15 protein-coding genes and 1 pseudogene are annotated in these 16,192 nt (G+C 69.1%); 5 read left to right on the top strand and 11 right to left on the bottom strand.

Annotated elements, in window-relative coordinates; all coding sequences use genetic code 11:
* Positions 1 to 307: 307 nt before the first annotated feature.
* Positions 308 to 502, bottom strand: a complete 195-nt coding sequence (locus AN233_RS11120) for a cold-shock protein (protein ID WP_058366842.1) — start codon at positions 500 to 502, stop codon at positions 308 to 310.
* Between the two features lie 194 nt (positions 503 to 696).
* On the opposite strand from AN233_RS11120, the gene AN233_RS11115 reads away from it, so the two are divergent.
* The gene (locus tag AN233_RS11115) at positions 697 to 3,417 is read left to right on the top strand and encodes a heavy metal translocating P-type ATPase (protein ID WP_080508443.1); all 2,721 of its coding nucleotides are present in this window, start codon (positions 697 to 699) and stop codon (positions 3,415 to 3,417) included.
* 52 nt (positions 3,418 to 3,469) lie between these two features.
* Here AN233_RS11115 and AN233_RS11110 read toward each other — a convergent pair whose 3' ends face one another.
* Positions 3,470 to 4,915 (bottom strand): PAS domain-containing sensor histidine kinase, encoded by a 1,446-nt coding sequence (locus tag AN233_RS11110; RefSeq protein WP_058366841.1) that lies wholly within the window; start codon positions 4,913 to 4,915, stop codon positions 3,470 to 3,472.
* Positions 4,912 to 5,505, bottom strand: a complete 594-nt coding sequence (locus AN233_RS11105) for a winged helix-turn-helix transcriptional regulator (protein WP_058366840.1) — start codon at positions 5,503 to 5,505, stop codon at positions 4,912 to 4,914. The genes AN233_RS11110 and AN233_RS11105 overlap by 4 nt, the downstream gene beginning before the upstream one ends.
* Positions 5,506 to 5,629: 124 nt before the next feature.
* Here AN233_RS11105 and AN233_RS11100 point away from each other — a divergent pair, with 124 nt between their 5' ends.
* Positions 5,630 to 5,824, top strand: coding sequence for a heavy-metal-associated domain-containing protein (locus AN233_RS11100; protein WP_058366839.1), 195 nt, complete (start codon positions 5,630 to 5,632; stop codon positions 5,822 to 5,824).
* On the opposite strand, the gene AN233_RS11095 is transcribed toward AN233_RS11100, so the two are convergent.
* The 4 genes from AN233_RS11095 to AN233_RS11080 form a co-directional block, all read right to left on the bottom strand.
* Entirely contained in the window at positions 5,806 to 6,993 is a 1,188-nt protein-coding gene (locus AN233_RS11095; RefSeq protein WP_058366838.1) for a DUF5305 domain-containing protein, read from the bottom strand. The genes AN233_RS11100 and AN233_RS11095 overlap by 19 nt on opposite strands.
* The gene (locus tag AN233_RS11090; RefSeq protein WP_058366837.1) at positions 6,990 to 8,156 is read right to left on the bottom strand and encodes a signal peptidase I; all 1,167 of its coding nucleotides are present in this window, start codon (positions 8,154 to 8,156) and stop codon (positions 6,990 to 6,992) included. The genes AN233_RS11095 and AN233_RS11090 overlap by 4 nt, the downstream gene beginning before the upstream one ends.
* A gap of 137 nt (positions 8,157 to 8,293) precedes the next feature.
* Entirely contained in the window at positions 8,294 to 9,175 is an 882-nt protein-coding gene (locus tag AN233_RS11085) for a rhomboid family intramembrane serine protease (RefSeq protein WP_058366836.1), read from the bottom strand.
* A gap of 45 nt (positions 9,176 to 9,220) precedes the next feature.
* Entirely contained in the window at positions 9,221 to 10,801 is a 1,581-nt protein-coding gene (locus tag AN233_RS11080; protein ID WP_058366835.1) for a DUF1102 domain-containing protein, read from the bottom strand.
* Positions 10,802 to 11,164: 363 nt separating this feature from the next.
* Between AN233_RS11080 and AN233_RS11075 the strand changes: the two genes are divergently transcribed.
* From AN233_RS11075 to AN233_RS11065, 3 genes are all read left to right on the top strand, one after another.
* A complete protein-coding gene (locus AN233_RS11075; RefSeq protein ID WP_058366864.1) occupies positions 11,165 to 11,746 on the top strand; it encodes a DUF7344 domain-containing protein in 582 nt (193 codons plus the stop codon).
* A gap of 166 nt (positions 11,747 to 11,912) precedes the next feature.
* Positions 11,913 to 12,782: a hypothetical protein gene (locus tag AN233_RS11070; RefSeq protein ID WP_058366834.1), complete on the top strand. Its 870-nt coding sequence runs from the start codon at positions 11,913 to 11,915 to the stop codon at positions 12,780 to 12,782.
* Positions 12,783 to 13,040: 258 nt separating this feature from the next.
* Positions 13,041 to 13,607, top strand: a complete 567-nt coding sequence (locus tag AN233_RS11065; protein WP_080508442.1) for a DUF1102 domain-containing protein — start codon at positions 13,041 to 13,043, stop codon at positions 13,605 to 13,607.
* A 408-nt stretch (positions 13,608 to 14,015) separates the two neighbouring features.
* Here the strand turns inward: AN233_RS11065 and AN233_RS11060 are convergent.
* The 4 genes and pseudogenes from AN233_RS11060 to AN233_RS11045 form a co-directional block, all read right to left on the bottom strand.
* Positions 14,016 to 14,237: pseudogene (locus tag AN233_RS11060) on the bottom strand (isocitrate/isopropylmalate family dehydrogenase); the annotation flags it as partial.
* A gap of 80 nt (positions 14,238 to 14,317) precedes the next feature.
* The gene (locus tag AN233_RS11055) at positions 14,318 to 14,563 is read right to left on the bottom strand and encodes a hypothetical protein (RefSeq protein ID WP_058366831.1); all 246 of its coding nucleotides are present in this window, start codon (positions 14,561 to 14,563) and stop codon (positions 14,318 to 14,320) included.
* Entirely contained in the window at positions 14,541 to 15,143 is a 603-nt protein-coding gene (locus AN233_RS11050) for a hypothetical protein (RefSeq protein WP_058366830.1), read from the bottom strand. Before AN233_RS11050 ends, AN233_RS11055 begins: the two co-directional genes overlap by 23 nt.
* 59 nt (positions 15,144 to 15,202) lie before the next feature.
* The coding region (locus tag AN233_RS11045; RefSeq protein ID WP_080508447.1) for an isocitrate/isopropylmalate family dehydrogenase at positions 15,203 to 16,192 on the bottom strand (990 nt) is incomplete at its 5' end.

Here is a 16,192-nt window from a genome sequence, read left to right as displayed (position 1 = left end):
CACCGGCCGCATGGGCCTGATGTACAGCCACGTCGACGACAAGGACGACGAGGAGTGGACCGCGATCCGGGACCGCGCCCGCGAGGTGCGCGAGCGGGCCTCGGCCGGGGAGTTGTAGTGCCGCGGCCGGGGAGTTGTAGTGCCGCAGCCGGGGAGCTGTAGTGCCGCAGCCGGGGAGCTGTAGTGCCGCAGCCGGGGAGCTGTAGTGCCGCGCACCTCGCGGCCACGGAGGGTATCCCGACAGCGCGGCCGCTCTCGGTGCGAGAAAACTCGGGACTCGTCAGTGTGCCGATGCGCCGAGGTCGAGCTATACTCGAGTGAGGTTCGTCGCGCGTGGCCCCTTGTCGGCCTGCTCGATGTCGAACTCCACTTCCTGTCCCTCCTCGAGATCGGGGCCGCCCACGTCCTCCATGTGGAAGAACACGTCCTCGTCGGCGTCCTCGGTCTCGATAAAGCCGTAGCCTCCAGTGTCGTTGAAGAAGGCAACCGTTCCTGTCGCCATCGCGTCTCAAGCAACGCGGAACCCGACCATAAACGTTTGGGGGATGGTAGCATGGGCGTTCGCCGGGCGACAACCATCCCGAGACGGAAACGCAAGAATGTCGTCGCCTGAGTTTCGGTTCCAAAATATCCCACAAGTCCAGCGATGGGATCGAAGCCACAACCGGCATGAAGTAGTAGCCCCTACGTACACCCATGAGCACGCGCCGAGCGCACATCGAGATCGGCGGGATGTCGTGTGCGACCTGTTCGAAGACCGTCTCGGAGGCGGTCGAGTCCCTCGACGGTGTCGAGGAGGCTTCGGTCAACTTCGCCACCGACGAGGGGACGGTCGCGTACGACCCCGAGGTCGTCGGTCTCGACGCGATCTACGAGGCGATCCGCGACGCCGGGTACGACCCGACCGCGGAGTCGGCGTCGGTCGCGATCACCGGCATGTCGTGTACCAACTGCGCGGACGCGGTCGAGAGCGCCGTGCGCGACGTGCCCGGCGTGATCGACGTGTCGGTCAACAGCGCCAGCGACGAGGCACGCGTCGAGTACAACCCGACCGACGCCGACCTCCCCGCGATCTACGACGCCGTGGCGGAGGCGGGCTACGAGCCGGTCCGCGAGGTCGGCCCCGGCGCGGAGGCCGGGAGCGAGGGGGACGGCGAGGGAAGCGGCGCGGGCGACGCGGCCGGAGCCGGGTCGGGCGAGTCGGCACGCCGGAGCGCGGTCCAGCGCGAACTGGAGCGCCAGCGCCGGCTGGCGATCGGCGGCGGGATCCTCACGATCCCCTTCTGGGTCCTGATGGGGAGCATGCTCGGCTTCTACTCGATCCCCGAGACGGTCGCGGGGATCGACCGCGGCTGGTTCGAGCTCGCCATCGCCACAGTGATGATGGCGACGCTCGGCCGCGAGTTCCTCTCGGGGGCGTGGCGCGCGCTCTCGAAGTCCCGAGACGTGAACATGGACACGCTCGTCGCGGTCGGTACCACGGCCGGCTACCTGTTCTCGACGGCGGTCGTGGTCGGCTGGATCGCCGGCGACCTCTACTTCGAGGCGGTCGCGTTCATCCTCTGGTTCATCACCGTCGGGAACTGGCTGGAGGCGCGCTCGAAGGCGCAGGCCAGCGACGCGCTCCGCGCGCTGCTGGAGATGGAGGCCGAGACCGCGACGCTCGTCGACCCCGAGACGGGCGAGGAGCGCGAGGTCGACCTGAGCGAGGTCGCGGTCGGGGACCGCATGAAGGTCCGACCGGGAGAGAAGGTCCCGACCGACGGCGTCGTCGTGGACGGCGAGTCCGCGGTCGACGAGTCGATGGTCACCGGCGAGTCGGTGCCGGTCGAGAAGGAGCCGGGCGACGAGGTGGTCGGCTCGACGGTCAACGAGAACGGCGTCCTGATCGTGGAGGCGACGAAGGTGGGCGAGGACACCGCGATCCAGCAGATCGTCGACCGCGTCCGCGAGGCGCAGTCGCGCCAGCCGGACATCCAGCGCGTCGTGGACAAGGTGTCGGGGGTCTTCGTCCCCGCGGTGCTTCTCAACGCGACGGTCTGGGCTCTCCTGTGGTTCTTGTTCCCCGACCAGCTGTACGCGGTCGCCACCGCGCTCCCGCTGTGGGAGCCGGTCGGCGGCGGCCCGGTCGTGGGCGGGGTTCCGGTCGCGGAGTTCTCCATCATCGTGTTCGCCTCCGCGGTGCTCGTCGCGTGCCCGTGTGCGCTCGGACTCGCGACGCCCGCGGCGACGATGGTCGGCTCGACCATCGCGGCCACCTCGGGCGTCCTGTTCAAGGGCGCCGACGTGCTGGAGCGCGTAAAGGACGTGGACGCGGTCGTCTTCGACAAGACGGGCACGCTCACCCACGGCGAGATGGAGCTGACCGACGTGGTCGCGCTCGACGCCGCGGGATCCGCGACCCGCACCGACGGCGGCGCAGCGACGCAGGGAGGCGACACCGCGCCCGACGGCGGCGCGCTCGCGGTCGGGGACGGCGAGGCGGGCGACGCGGAGGACGCCGAGACGCCCGAGGAGCTCGTTCTCCGCGCGGCCGCGGCCGCGGAGTCCGGGAGCGAGCACCCCCTCGGCGAGGCGATCGTCGACGGGGCCGAGGAGCGCGGGCTCGCGGTCGAGCGCCCCGAGTCGTTCGAGAACGTTCCCGGTCACGGCGTCGCGGCGGAGACCGAACGCGGCGAGGTGCTGGTCGGTAACCGGAAGCTGTTCGCGGACCGCGGGATCGACGCGGACGCGGCGGCCGAGGAGATGGAGCGGCTGGAGAGCGAGGGCAAGACCGCGATGCTGGTCGGCCTCGACGGCGAGGTGATCGGCGTGGTCGCCTGCGCGGACACGGTGCGCGAGAGCGCCCGCGAGACCGTCGCGGCGCTGCGCGAGCGGGGCGTGGAGGTCATGCTCCTGACCGGCGACAACGAGCGGACCGCCCGCGCGGTCGCCGAGGAGGTCGGCATCGACCCCGACAACGTCCGCGCCGAGGTGCTCCCCGAGGACAAGGCCGACGTCGTCGACGACATCCAGTCCGACGGTCGCCGCGCGGCGATGGTCGGCGACGGCGTCAACGACGCGCCCGCGCTCACGACCGCCCACGTCGGCATCGCCATCGGCTCCGGGACCGATGTCGCCATCGAGTCCGCGGACGTGACGCTGATGCGCGACGATCCCGCGGACGTGCTGAAGGCGCTGCGCGTCTCGGAAGCGACGCTCTCGAAGGTCAGACAGAACCTCTTCTGGGCGTTCGTCTACAACACGACGCTGCTGCCGGTCGCCTCGCTCGGCCTGCTCAACCCCGCGCTCGCGGGGCTGGCGATGGCCGGCTCCTCGGTGTCGGTGATGACGAACAGCCTGCTGTTCCGGCGCTACGACCCGAGCGAGGACTACCACCTCGCGGTCCTCCGGCCGTTCTACCGGCTCCGGGAGTAGCGTTGGCGGCCGTAGCCGTCGCGGCGTCGGTGCGGTCCGCCGTCGCGGCTCGTCAGTCCCCGGCCAGCGGCAGCCTGACCCGGGCAACGTTGCCCTTCCCGTCCGGAGGATCGAACCGGGCACTCCCGTCCGAGAGGTCGACGACCCAGTGGACGAGCCACAGGCCCAGCCCGGTGCTGTGTGCCACTCCGTCGTCGTCCCCCTTGCCGAGCAGCACCTGTCGGTCGTACTCGGGAACCGGGACGTTCCAGTCGCGAACCGTGACGACGGCCTCGTCCCCTTCGAGCGCGATCGAAACCGCCACCCGCGGTGGCTCCGCCTCCGGGTCCGCGTAGCCCACGGCGTTGTCGATCAGTTCGGCCATCGCGTCCCCGATCTCCGGGAGCGCGTCGACGGTGGCGGCGTCGGGGAGATCGGTCTCGATCCGCGCATCGGGCGTCCGCCGTCGTTGCGTCTCGACGGCGCGCTCGACCGCGGCGACGAGGTCGACCGGGCGCGTCGCCGGCGCGGAACGGAGCAGCCGGTTCACCTCGCGCTGCTTCTCCGCCTTCTCGAGGAGGTCGAGTCCGACCTGCCTGATGACCTCGATCTCGGGGTCTTCCGCTCCGCTCAGGCCGCCCGGACTCCCCTCGTCACTCCCGATCTCGTCGACGTACCCGAGGATCTTGTTGAGGTCGTTCCGGAGGTTGTGGCGCAACACGTTGTCGATCACGGCGAGTTGCTTCTCGCGGCGCTTCCTGTCGGTCACGTCGCGGGAGAACCCGACGATCCGGACGACTTCGCCGTCCTCGACGATCGGGCTCGCCTGCACCCACACCCAGCGTCCGAAGTTCCGGCCGGGGTTGACGCGGTACTCGACGTCGACGTGCTCCCCCGCCGAGAGCCGCGCCATGGCGCCCCTCACCGCGGGCCTGTCCTCCGGGTGGACCTGCTCCAGGAAGGCGGTCGCGTCCGCCTCGACCTCCTCGATCGACCCGCCGTACACCGACTCGTAGGCTGGGTTGACGAACAGGGCCTCGCTCCAGTCGCCGGTGAACGACCACAGCACGTCGGTCGCGGTTTCCGCGAGCTCCTCCAGCCGCGCGGCGGTCTCGTCGCGTTCCCGTTCCGCGCGGACGCGGTCGGTCACATCCCGGGAACTCACGACGTAGCCGCCGACGGCCGCGTGCGTGAGGTTCGAGAAGCGACTCTCCAGCCACACCCACGAGCCGTCGGGCGTCCGGTGTCTGTACTCGACGGTCGCCGCGGCGTAGCCGTCCGCGTCGCCCGTCCTCGGCGGCGCGCCCTCGACCGTCTCCCTGAACGTCGATCGGACGCGTTCGACGTCGTCGGGGTGGATCAGGTCGAACGCGTCGACGCCGATCAGCTCCTCGGGGTCGTAGCCGACGACCTCCCGCGCCGCCTCGTTGCAGTAGGTGACCGTTCCCTCCTCGTCGATGACGACCACCTTGTCGCGGGCGTGATCGAGCAGTAGCTCTGCCGGCGGGTCGGTCGTCACGACGACCCCGCCTCCAGCCGCTCGTACCGCGTCTCGAAGTTCGCCCGGCAGGTGCCACAGCAGAAGTAGTAGCGCGTGCCGTCGACGGTCGCGGTCTCCCCCTCGCTGGTGACGGTGTTGCCGCACTCCACGCAGTCGACGGCCAGCTCCGGATCGCCCAGCGTCGGCTCCCACGACGACGCCGTCACGAGCGACACCGCCAACGAGGACACCGCCTCGAGCCCGACCGTCTCCGCAAGCATCTCCCGGACCGCGCCCTCATCGACCGTGGCGACGGCGACGACCGTCCCCTCCGCCGTCTCGAAGACGTGGTCGACGCGGTCGTCCGCGGTCAGCGCCTCTCTGGCGGCCGCCACCTCCGCGGGCGGGACATCGAGACGGATCAGCACCTCCGTCCCGGTCGAGATCCGAGAGCGGTCCAGATCCAGCGTGAACCCCTCGATGACGCCGAGTTCGCGGAGTCGGTCCACCCGGTCCGAGACCGCCGGTGCCGACAGGTCGACCCGCTCGGCGATGTCGCTGTAGGGCTGCCGGGCGTCCTGCAGGAGGAGTCGGAGGATCTCCCGGTCAGTCTCGTCGAGAGTTCGCATGGGACAAGGTTGACCGTCCGAAGGGAAAAGCGCCCCGCCGGCCCGAACAACCGAACTCGAACCCCGTTTGGAGTTTGGATCCGCAAGGGAAACCGCAAAAAGCGCGGGCAGCGTACGGCCGAACATGACGACGATCGATGTCGACGGAATGGCGTGTACCGGCTGCGAGACCACCGTCGAGGACGCGCTTGCGGAGGTTTCGGGCGTGGAATCGGCCAAAGCCGACCACGAGTCGGGAACGGTCCGCGTTGAGGGAGAGGCTGACCCGGACGCGGTCGCCGCTGCGATCGACGAGGCGGGCTACGAGCCCGAGCGCTGATCCGGAGACGGTTCGTCGCTCCCGTCCGCGTCACCGGGCGAGGCTGAGTCGCCGTCCTGCCGACCGGGCTCGGTCGATGCGACGCGGGGACCGTTCTCGGGAGTCGGCGGCACGTAGGTGTACAGCCGACCGTCGACCAGCGCGTGATAGCGCCCGGTCGAAGGGTCCTCCACGACGCCCACGTCGTTGTCGATGGCGAAGTCGACGAGGTCGCCGAGGCTCTCGGCCTGCCCCGCCGACGTCCCGGTCAGGTCCGACGGGAGCTCGACCCGCGTGATCCATTCGGCGTACTCCGTGCGGTCGTCGCGGTAGTCGAGCCAGGTCCGCTCCGCGCGCGAGACCGCGAGGAGTTGCTCGCGGCGGGCGTACGCCAGCGCTCCGCTCCCGGCGACGCCGACGAGGAACAGGAGCGGTCCGCCGACCGAGCGGGCCGGGCCGTACGACCGCGGCGTCTGCTCGGTCACGGTGCGGTCGATCTGCTCCGTCTGCCCGCCGGCGTCGTCGACGCCGTAGGTGTCGCCCCCGGGAGCGATCCCGAGTTCCACGGGCTGGACGTCCTCGACGCGTTCGCCCGCGACCTCCCCGTCGACGGTGACCCGGCTGACGACGAGCGCCTCGGTCTCGCCGGGCGCGGTTCCGAGGTCGCTTTCGATCCGGTCGATCCGCTGACTCAGCGCGGTCACGTTGACCGAGAAGTTCGTCCGCACGGTCTCGCCCGGCTCGACGTCGGTCACGGTCCGCGTCGCGAGCGTCTCCCGGTCCTCCCAGTAGACGGTGTTCTCCGCGGCGTTCCGGACCACGAGCACCGACTCCGTCTCGACGGTCACGTCCTCCGAAGCGGGGGCTTGGTAGGATGCCGCAAGGGAGACGTCGAGCACCGGCGTCACCGTCGCGAAGTAGGTGTCCCGGTCGGTAAGCGTGTCGCCCTGGTCGAACACCGGAGTGTCGCGGACCACGTCCGCGGAGTGGGCGTGCTCGGAGGAGACGCTCCAGGAGGTGGTGGGACGCTCCACCGTCTCCGTGCCCGGATCGACGTGCGCGGTGTAGGCGGCGGCGCCGCCGACGCCCGCACAGACGAGGAGGACGGCGAGGACGAGAGTGAACTGTGCGTGCAGGAACGCACGGGCCCGCAGTCGGGTGTCGGTCGTGTCTGGGGTTGATTCGGTCATTCTCTGTAGAGTTTCCGGAGGATGCGGCGGTAAGCGGGCGTCTTCGGTCGCGAGTCACGGTTTCGGAGGCGCGCGGGCTCGCCACGCACGAGGGCGAGTCCGAGCAGGTAGATGCCCCCGCCGAGGAGGGCGTCGATGGCGACGATGGGGGCCCAGGGGTGAATCCGGTGGAGTGCGTCGATCGTCGAGGCCGGAAGCAGCGCGAGGTAGCGGTGTTCGACGACGAGCATTCGGTAGTAGCCCGTCTCGTCGGGCGCGGACAGCGTCAGCGTCGTCGTCCCCTCCTCGCGGCTTCCGACGTAGACGCGCTCGGGATCGACCCGGATCCCCTCGCTCGCGGGCGTGACGTACGCGTGGACCGGAACCACTCCCGCGTTCGGGACCACGTACTCGAGTTCGGTGCTCGTCCCGCGCTCGATGATGGTCGGATCCTCCGACTCGAAGTCGGCGCTCACGACGCCGTACTCCTGGGTGCCGGCCGGGACGACCATCGCTGCGGTCGCCGTGGCCATCAGGACCAGCGCGAGGACTCCGAACACGAACGCAACCGAGGTCCCGTCCTCCCGCGACCGGTCGCGTTCGCGGTCCGGCCCTCTCGGCGACGCGAGGTACCAGTCGACGGCGTACGCGGCCGTCGACAGCCCGAGAAGCACGTACGCCAACCCCTGGGTCCCCTGCAGGGCCCGGACGCCGAGCGTCACGGACAGCCACGTCTGGAACCCCTCCAGCAGCCCCTGGAACCACATGACCGCGGTCCCGAGATGCGGGATCACCACGACGCTCCCGCCGAACGTGAGCGCCTTGGCGACGACATCGGCGTCCTGCACGATCGGCTCGCCGCCGTTCTGGTCGGTGAAGGGGTTGTTGTCCCCCTGCGTCACGTACCCGCGGTCGGTCTCCTCGACGACGCGGTGGGTCGTCAGCCCGCCGCCCTCGATCTCCTGAGCGTCGAAGGTCACGACGTCGCCCGGAGCGATCGGTCCCGCGAGCGGCGCGGGGATCGCGATGAATCCGTCTCCTGGATCCAACACCGGCTGCATACTCCCCGTCTCGACGAAGCTCAACAGGACGGGTTGACCGAGGTACTGACCCACCAGAAGCGAGACGACGGTGAGGACCACGAACCCCTGGAGCGCCAGCGTGAGGTAGCGTCGAAGGGACATCGTTCTCGTTGAGGCGCCTCACCTCTGCGAGGTAGTGTCATCGGAACATAATAAATCCGCGGATCGAGTCAATCGGCAGACAGCTCGGGTCGCAACGCACGACGCGACCCCCACCAGCGTCGCGCTCGGGCGTCGCGTCAGTCGAAGAGGCCGACCGTGAGCGCGATGTGCGGTCCGATGAACCCGAGACAGAAGCCGAGCAGGTGGACGTAGAGGTTGAGCACGCTCGTTCCGGTCACGGGGTCGACGGGGAACCCGACCGCGGGGTACGCCACCAGCAGCGCCCCGGCGACGGCGAACAGGTCGCCGTACCCCTCCCGTGCCGACACGACTCTGACCCACCCGTGCGGGTTCCACCGCCGATCCGATCCCCGCGTCGCGGCGTAGAGGTACCAGCAGCCGAGCGCGAGGCTCGCGGCCGTCGCGACGGTGCCGACGAGCGTGTCGCCGCCGACCGGGAGCGCTAAGACGCCCATCCATCCGACGAGGAGGAAGAACACCGCCGGTAGGACGCGACTCGACACGGCGGGGGACAGCTGATTCCGAGCGTACGGGAGCATGACCAGCGGTAACACCCCCAGCAGTGCCATGTTGACGCCTGAGAAACCGTAGCCGACCGCGTGCCGCGGCACCGCGAGGTTCAGCGCCGACAGGACGACGGGGAACGCCAGCAGATACGTCGCGAGCGCGGTCAGAAAAAACCGGCGACGGCCACCCAGGAGCGCGAGCGCGTACCCGACGCCCGCGAGCAGCCCGTATCCGATCAGGTTCGCCAGCAGGTGATCGACCGTCAGGTGGACGTAATGGGCCGTAAACGCCGTCACCACCGTGGGGTCCGTGTACTGGAACGCGAGCGCGCGACGCGTCTCCACGGGCAGCGCGAGCGCGCCGAGCATGACGAGCGGCGGCGCCGCGAGCGCGAGTAGGTCCGCGGGGCGCGACCGCGTCAGGAGCGCGCCGAGCAGTCCACGAACGCCGTCCTCGGCGCAACCGCCGCGCGAGGTGACCGTCACGGGCATGGCCACGCGGGCGGGTCACATAGGCGTACCGCCGACCTGGCGCCCTCACCGGGCCTGCGGGACCCGGCGTGCGAGCGCGAGCGCGGCGAGAGTGACGACCAGTCCCGCGATCAGTCCGAACGCCCCGGAGAGTCCGAACCCGCCGGGCTCGTCGACCGGAGCGCCGCCACCGGGCGCGTCAGTCGTCTCGTCAGCGCCCGCTTCACCGCCGCTTTCGGAGATTCCCTCCCCCCCGCCTCCGTCGCCGGTTCCAGCGGGGTCCGCGGTCCCGGCTGCGTCCTCCGCGTCACCGTCCGCGGCCGCCTCGACCGCGAGCGTTCCCGCGGACCGCCCGTCGACGTTGACCTGATACACCCCGGCGTCCTCCGGAGCGACCGGGAGCGACACGGTCGTCTCGTCACGGCTCTCGAGCCGGACGGTCGTCGACGCGTGGACCTCGCCGTCGAGCGTGACCCGCATCGTTCGTTCACCGTCCGCACCGCCCGTGTTCGCCACGGTCGCGTTCACGGTCGTTCCGTCCCCCGCCGCGACGACATCGTCCGCGAGGTGAGCGTCGCGCACCTGGAACCGGGGGCGATGGGTCGCCACCGCGAACACGGAGAGGTTCTCGGTCGTCGCCTCGAAGTGGACCCGATCCCCGTCGAGCCCCTCCGCGTCGGCGGTCTCCGGATCGATCACCGTCACGTTCTTCTCGGTCCAGCCGTCCGCAGCCCGGCGGTACAGCGTCAGGTCCTCGGGGTCGATACCGCGGTCCTCGAGGTCCTCCGGATCGACGCTGAACCGGAACGTGGCGGACTCGACCGCGTCGGGGTCGAGGTCGTAGGAGAGCGAGAGGTACGCGTTCGCGGCCGCGCCGGCGGGCGCGTCGAGTTCGCCCGCCTCCGCGAACGGCGTCGGGCTCCCCGTCGCCTCGAAGTCGACCGCGCCCGCACGCGTTCGGGTCACCGTCACTCCGTCGAGGGTGACGTTCGTCCCGGCGAGCGCCATGCGGTCGAGGTCGAACGCGACGGACTCGCCCGCGTCGACCCCGGTCGCCTCGAACACGCGCGCGCTCTCGTTCGGCGACCGGACCGTCGTGGTGGTCGGCGACGCGACCGATCCCGTCGCGTCCGCGACCGCCTCGGGCTCCGCGACCTCGGCGTGGATCGAGAACTCGTCGGCGCCCAGCTGCGCGTCGACGGAGTTCCCGGTCGTGTCGAACGCGAGGCCCACCGCGACGCTCTCGTTCTGCGCGAGCGTAGCGTTGTTCGCCTCGCCCTCTATCGGCTCGCCGTCGACGAGGAACGTCACGTCGTCGCCGTCATGTTCGATCCAGACGTGTGCGTATCGGTCCGTGGTGTAGGTGATCGTGAACACGTCCTCGATCGTCCCCGTGGAGTCGGGGTTGACGCCCTCGAAGTCGGCCGGGAGGTTCGGGTTTGTCGCGGAGATGTCGACGACGATCTCGTCGTCTTCGTCGAGGTATGCGTACTCGCCGTTCGGCCCGTCCGCCGGCTGGATCGCGACGCGGTCGCCCGCGACCGTGTCCGCCGGTCCGTCGATGACCGTCGCGCCCGTCGTGAGCGCGAGCGACGCCGCTGCGAGCAGGAGCAAAGCGAGGATCGCGGAACGGCGACGCGTCGACATGGCTCATCGGGACCAACCACTCCTACCCACTTGATAATACGATGCCTGAAGCGACCTTCCGGGGCTCCCTGAAGCCGGTGGTGTCGGTCGAAGTCGGTCGAATTCGACGACGAGGAACGTAGCGGCGATCCGAACGCCCCCTCGACCGATCCTTTATGATACAAAAACAGACACATATAGACGTTTAATCCGAACGTATGAAATTTATAACCAGTCATTAAAACCCTGAAAACACGCTCATTTGGGCCTGTATGTGGATATTTCGGAAGTAAAATATTCTTCACGTACCGTCCAGTAATGTTTTCCTTATCTTATGCGTTCGGGAGATTTATGTAGTATCGTTCAAATATGTCTGACGAGAACATGGCATCTGCACAACAGGTCGAGGGTGGGCCCTCCGAGCCGTCCGGACCGGACCTCTCGGAGGACGAGCTGTTCGACGTGCTCTCGAACGAGCGTCGGCGGTTCGCCGTGCACCTGCTGAAACGGAGCGAGGACCCCATGGAGATCGGGGCCATGGCGGAACAGATCGCCGCCTGGGAGAACGACATCGACACGGCGGAGATAACGGGGAACGAGCGGAAACGCGTCTACACGGCCCTCCAGCAGTCGCACCTGCCGAAGATGGACCGGGCGGGCGTCGTGGAGTTCAACAAATCCCGCGGGGTGATCGAGCCGACATCCGCGCTCGAGGAGGTCGACCTGTACCTCGATGTCGTGCAGGGCAACGAGATCCCCTGGAGCGAGTACTATCTGGGGCTCTCGGCGGTCGCGACCGCGCTCGTCGCGGCGCTGTGGGTGAACGCGTGGCCGCTCGTCCTGCTGTCCGACCTCGCGTGGACGGTCGCGATCGTGGTCGCGTTCGCGTTCTCGGCGGTCGCACACAAGTACTACTCCACCGGCATGCGCGTCGGCGACGCGGAGGAACCGCCGGAGCTCCGATGACCCACCCCTCGAGCCGATCGGAACGGCTCGCGATGGGGACCTCGACCGGAACGGTACCGACCGCGGCCGGTCGCGGTCGGTTCAAGGCTCCCCTTCGAGCCTTCTGCCGGGTCATAACCATGGGCCACACCGTGCTACCGACTGCCAACGACGGCCCTCATCGACCATGAAACGACGCACCCTCATCCTCCTGTTCGGCGGCGGCAGCTCCGGCGCGTTGACCCTTGGGAGCGGCGCGTTCAGCAGCGCGAGCATGGACCGCGGGGTCGACGTGGACGTGGTCTCCGACGACAAGGCCGTCGTCGGGTACGAATCGTCGGACATCTCCGTGACGGGTGACGACACCGTCGTGCTGATCGAGGTCCACAACCAGTTCGGGGGTGACGTGGATATCTCGATCGACGACGCGGAGGCCACGGTCGAGGGCGGCGACGGCGACCCCGACGTGACTGCCGTCGAGACGACCGACGACGCGTTCTCGCCCGGCGAATCCGGCGAAGTGCGCGGCGAGGTCTCGTGTCAGGGTGCCGGAACCGCCGTCGTCGAGGTAACGGTCACGGTTTCGGGGGAGGGCGTCAGGGCGGAGCTGTACGGCGACAGGGAGACGCGGTCGTTCGAGGTCACCTGCGTCCCGCCCATCGAGTCCGTCGCCTTCGCCGGGAACGGGAACGCCGTCGTCTCCCCGGACGGGTTGACCCTCCGCACCGAGGCGCTCTACGTGGATCCGAGCGACGGGTCGACCCGCGTCGAGCCGTCCGGCGGTCCGTTCCAGTGGGCCACGTCGACGAACCTCCAGAACGCGCGGCCGAAAAAGGAGTACGACCCGAGCGGCAAACTGGCCGCAGTCCGGTTTATCGACCGCGAGGCGACGTACTACAACCCGAGGCACGGCCCGGCGACGATCGACTTTCCCGAGGGCTGGACCGACGGCGAGGAGAACCCGATCGCGGGCGAGAGGAACGGGAACGGTGGTGGCGATCCCGGGGCCGGCGGAGCCGACGGGCAGACCACGACCGAAACCGGTCGCGGGACGTAGTTCCGACCGCGAGCCGACGCTTTTCCGACGGTTTTCCGACGATCGGCCGACCAGGCGTTCCGCTAGTTCACCCCTTCAGGCCGGTCCTGACCGAGTTCTTGGCCGGTCAGGTAAGGTGTGAAAACGCCGCACGGCGGCCCTGAATGCGTTCAGCGCGGCCCCGAACTCCTTCCGCCGGTTCATAACGATAGTGGGTCCGTCCCATGGGATGAGTAAGCGCCGCGACGGACCGCGGCGTCCCAACGAGGTAGACAACCCATGGAACGACGCAAATTCGTTATCGGTGTCGGATCGCTTGCAACTGGCGCGGCGGCCGCAGTCGGGACTGGTGCGGTGAGTCAGCAGAACTCGACTCGTGCTGTTAGTGCCAGCGTAGTTAATGACAACAACGGTCTTCTCGGCCTCAATCTGGATGACAGCACCCTCGAGAACGACCAGTACGCATCGTACAATAACGGCGAACTCACGCTCGAGTTCGACGGTGCCTCGAACGACGGAGCGTTCTCTTCGAGTAGCGGACTCAATCCGGACTCCACGCTCTACTTCGACAACGTCTTCCAGATCCGGAACCAGTCCGAGGAGGACCTCCACATCGACATCGACAAAAGCGGACTGGACAACCCAGGTGCGTTCACGTTTTATGGCGCGTCCCTCTCCGGGGAAAACTTCGACCGGGACAGCGACTGGAACGGACAGGCCAACGCCGGCTTCGGCGTGAATATCGGCGTGAAGATCGAGACGCCCTCGAGCCTCGGTTCCGAGTGGGAGACGGGGAACATCGTCATCGACGCCACCGACCCCGACCACCAGAACAACGGCCAGTAACGAAGACTCGGGCGTCTCGAACGACTTTTGTTCGACTTTTATCAGTAGAGGACAGGTACTCGTCGCTGATCGAACGAGAGCAGCGATAGCTGCTCGACACGGCCTCGGTGACCTCCTCGGTCTCACAGACCCGCCGAGGTCGTCCGTCCGAGAGTCGTCCTCGGCGGTGCGGTCGAGGAGGGTCGCGCTCTCCAGTTGGCCGTTCACGACCGTGTTCTGCTGTGGGCCCCACACCTCCGGCGGCTGCTCGCGCATGTACGCCACCCAGCGTACGACGCTCTCGTACCGCGGCTGACGCTCGCAGTTGGGCTCAAGTGCCGCTTCGCCGGAGTCACCCGAGTTGGTCACCTACGTTTCAACGTCGTACTGGCAGTTGGAAAATCTCGTTCCGACGTGCCGACCGGCCGTCTACAGGTGCTCCACGACCGCCGCGGTGACCTCCTCGGTCCCCGCAGACCCACCGAGGTCGCCCGTCCGGGGGCCGTCCTCGAGCACCGACTCGACCGCGTCGCGGACGTTCGCGCCCGCGTCGACGTGGCCGAGGTACTCCAGGAGCAAAGCCGCAGAGAGGATGGCTGCGGTCGGGTTGGCGACCCCCTCGCCGGCGATGTCGGGCGCGGTGCCGTACACCGACCCGGAAGGAGTGTCGCTGTCCGCCTGTCGCTCCTGGTCACACCGACCGGCCGACCCGATCGGCAAACCGCCGCCGATCAGTTCTCCTCGCCGTCGAGGACCTCGTCCGCGAACGCCCGGATCCGGCGTTCCTCCTCGGCGGTGCGGTCGAGGAGGGCCGCGCTCTCCAGCTGGCCGTTCACGACCGCGTTCTGCTGTGGCCCCCACACCTCCGGCGGCTGCTCGCGCATGTACGCCACCCAGCGGACGACGCTCTCGTATCGCGGGTTCCGATCCGGAAGTGGGGCGGACGCGGATCCGTCAGAGTCTCGTGAGTCGCTCATGTTCGTCTTCGACGCCGAGTCGTTCGACCCACGTTTCGAGTCGCGCGCGGGAAAGCGTTTCTCCGAACAGCGCGTACAGGTGCGCGGCGTCCTCCAGATCCTTCCGGCTCCCGAGCGCGAGCTTGTACGCGACCTGTAGCTCCAGCGGCCCGATCGGGACGGTCTCGCCGCCGACGTGAGCCGTGATCGCGTTCGCGAGCGACGCGCGGTCGAACTCGTCGCCCGGGAACTTCACCTCCAGATGGGGACTCATCTCCCCGTCCGGCGCGACCCAGATGTTCGTCCCCTCCGCGAGGTTCCCGTACATCTCGGACAACGGCATCGCCGGCCCCCAGTACGCCTCCGCTTCGAGCGCGTCGACGAGTTCCGCGATCCGGTCCTCCGAGCACCGCTCGATGAACACGTCGATGTCGTCGGTGGACCGTGGTCGCCCCGTCAGAATCGCGACGTAGCCCGACACGAACACGTGATCGATGTCGTGTCGGTCGAGAAGTTCCGAGAACCCGATCGCGAGTTCGTCGAGCCTGTTCGGCTCGCGATCGACGACGAGTCCCCGATCGGTCAGTTCGACGCCGGCCATGACTCGGTATCGGCGGGACGGCTCAAAAACCCTCGCGACCGGCGCGCCGACCGCGTCGCCTACAGCCGATCCACGATCGCCGCGGTAACTTCCTCAGTCCCCGCCGAGCCACCGAGGTCGCCCGTCCGTGGCCCGTCCTCGAGCACTGACTCGACCGCGTCGCGGACGGTCGCGCCCGCGTCGACGTGGCCGAGGTACTCCAAGAGCATCGCCGCCGAGAGGATGGCCGCGGTCGGGTTGGCGACCCCCTCGCCGGCGATGTCGGGCGCGGTGCCGTGAACCGGCTCGAACAGGGCGTTGTCGTGGCCGACGTTCGCGGAGGGGAGCAGGCCGAGCCCGCCGACCAGCCCCGCGGCCAGGTCCGAGAGCACGTCGCCCGCGAGGTTGGGGCAGACGACGACGCCGTACTGGCTCGGGTCGAGCGGGAGCTTCGTGGCGAACGCGTCCATCAGCTCCTCGTCCGCGTCGACGCCGCGCTCCTCGGCGACAGCGAGGACTTCCTCGCGGAACCGGCCGTCCGTCTCGCGCATCACGTTCGCCTTGTGCGCGACGGTGAACCCCTCCTCGGGGTCCCCCGCGGGGCCGCGCCCGTCCGCGACGAACTCGCAGGCGAACTCGGCGAGTTCCCGCGACGCGGAGGAGGTGGTGACGCGGGTCAGCGTCGAGAGGTCCTCGGAGAGGCGGTCCTCGTGGCCGGCGTAGACGCCCTCCGTGTTCTCGCGGAGGAACACCACGTCGGTCTCGGGTCGGACCGCGTCGACGCCGGGATACGCGCGGGCAGGCCGGACGTTGACGAAGGAGCCGACCGCCTCCCGGAGCGGGAGGATCACGTCGGCGGCCGTCTCGCCGGCCGCGCCGAACAGCGTCGCGTCCGCGCTCGCGGCCGTCTCGTAGGTCGCCTCGGGGAGCGCCTCGCCGGTCGCCTCCTTCACGGCGTCGCCGGCCTCGGCCTCGACGTACGCGAAGTCGACCTCCTCGTTCGCGTCCGCGACCGCGTCCAGCACCGCGACCGCGGCCGGGACGACCTCCTTCCCGATGCCGTCGCCCTC

The organism is Haloparvum sedimenti, from assembly GCF_001462205.1.
GTDB lineage: Archaea > Halobacteriota > Halobacteria > Halobacteriales > Haloferacaceae > Haloparvum > Haloparvum sedimenti.
The sequence above is the reverse complement of the archived record's forward strand: the minus strand, read 5'-3'. Positions and strand labels throughout refer to the sequence as shown.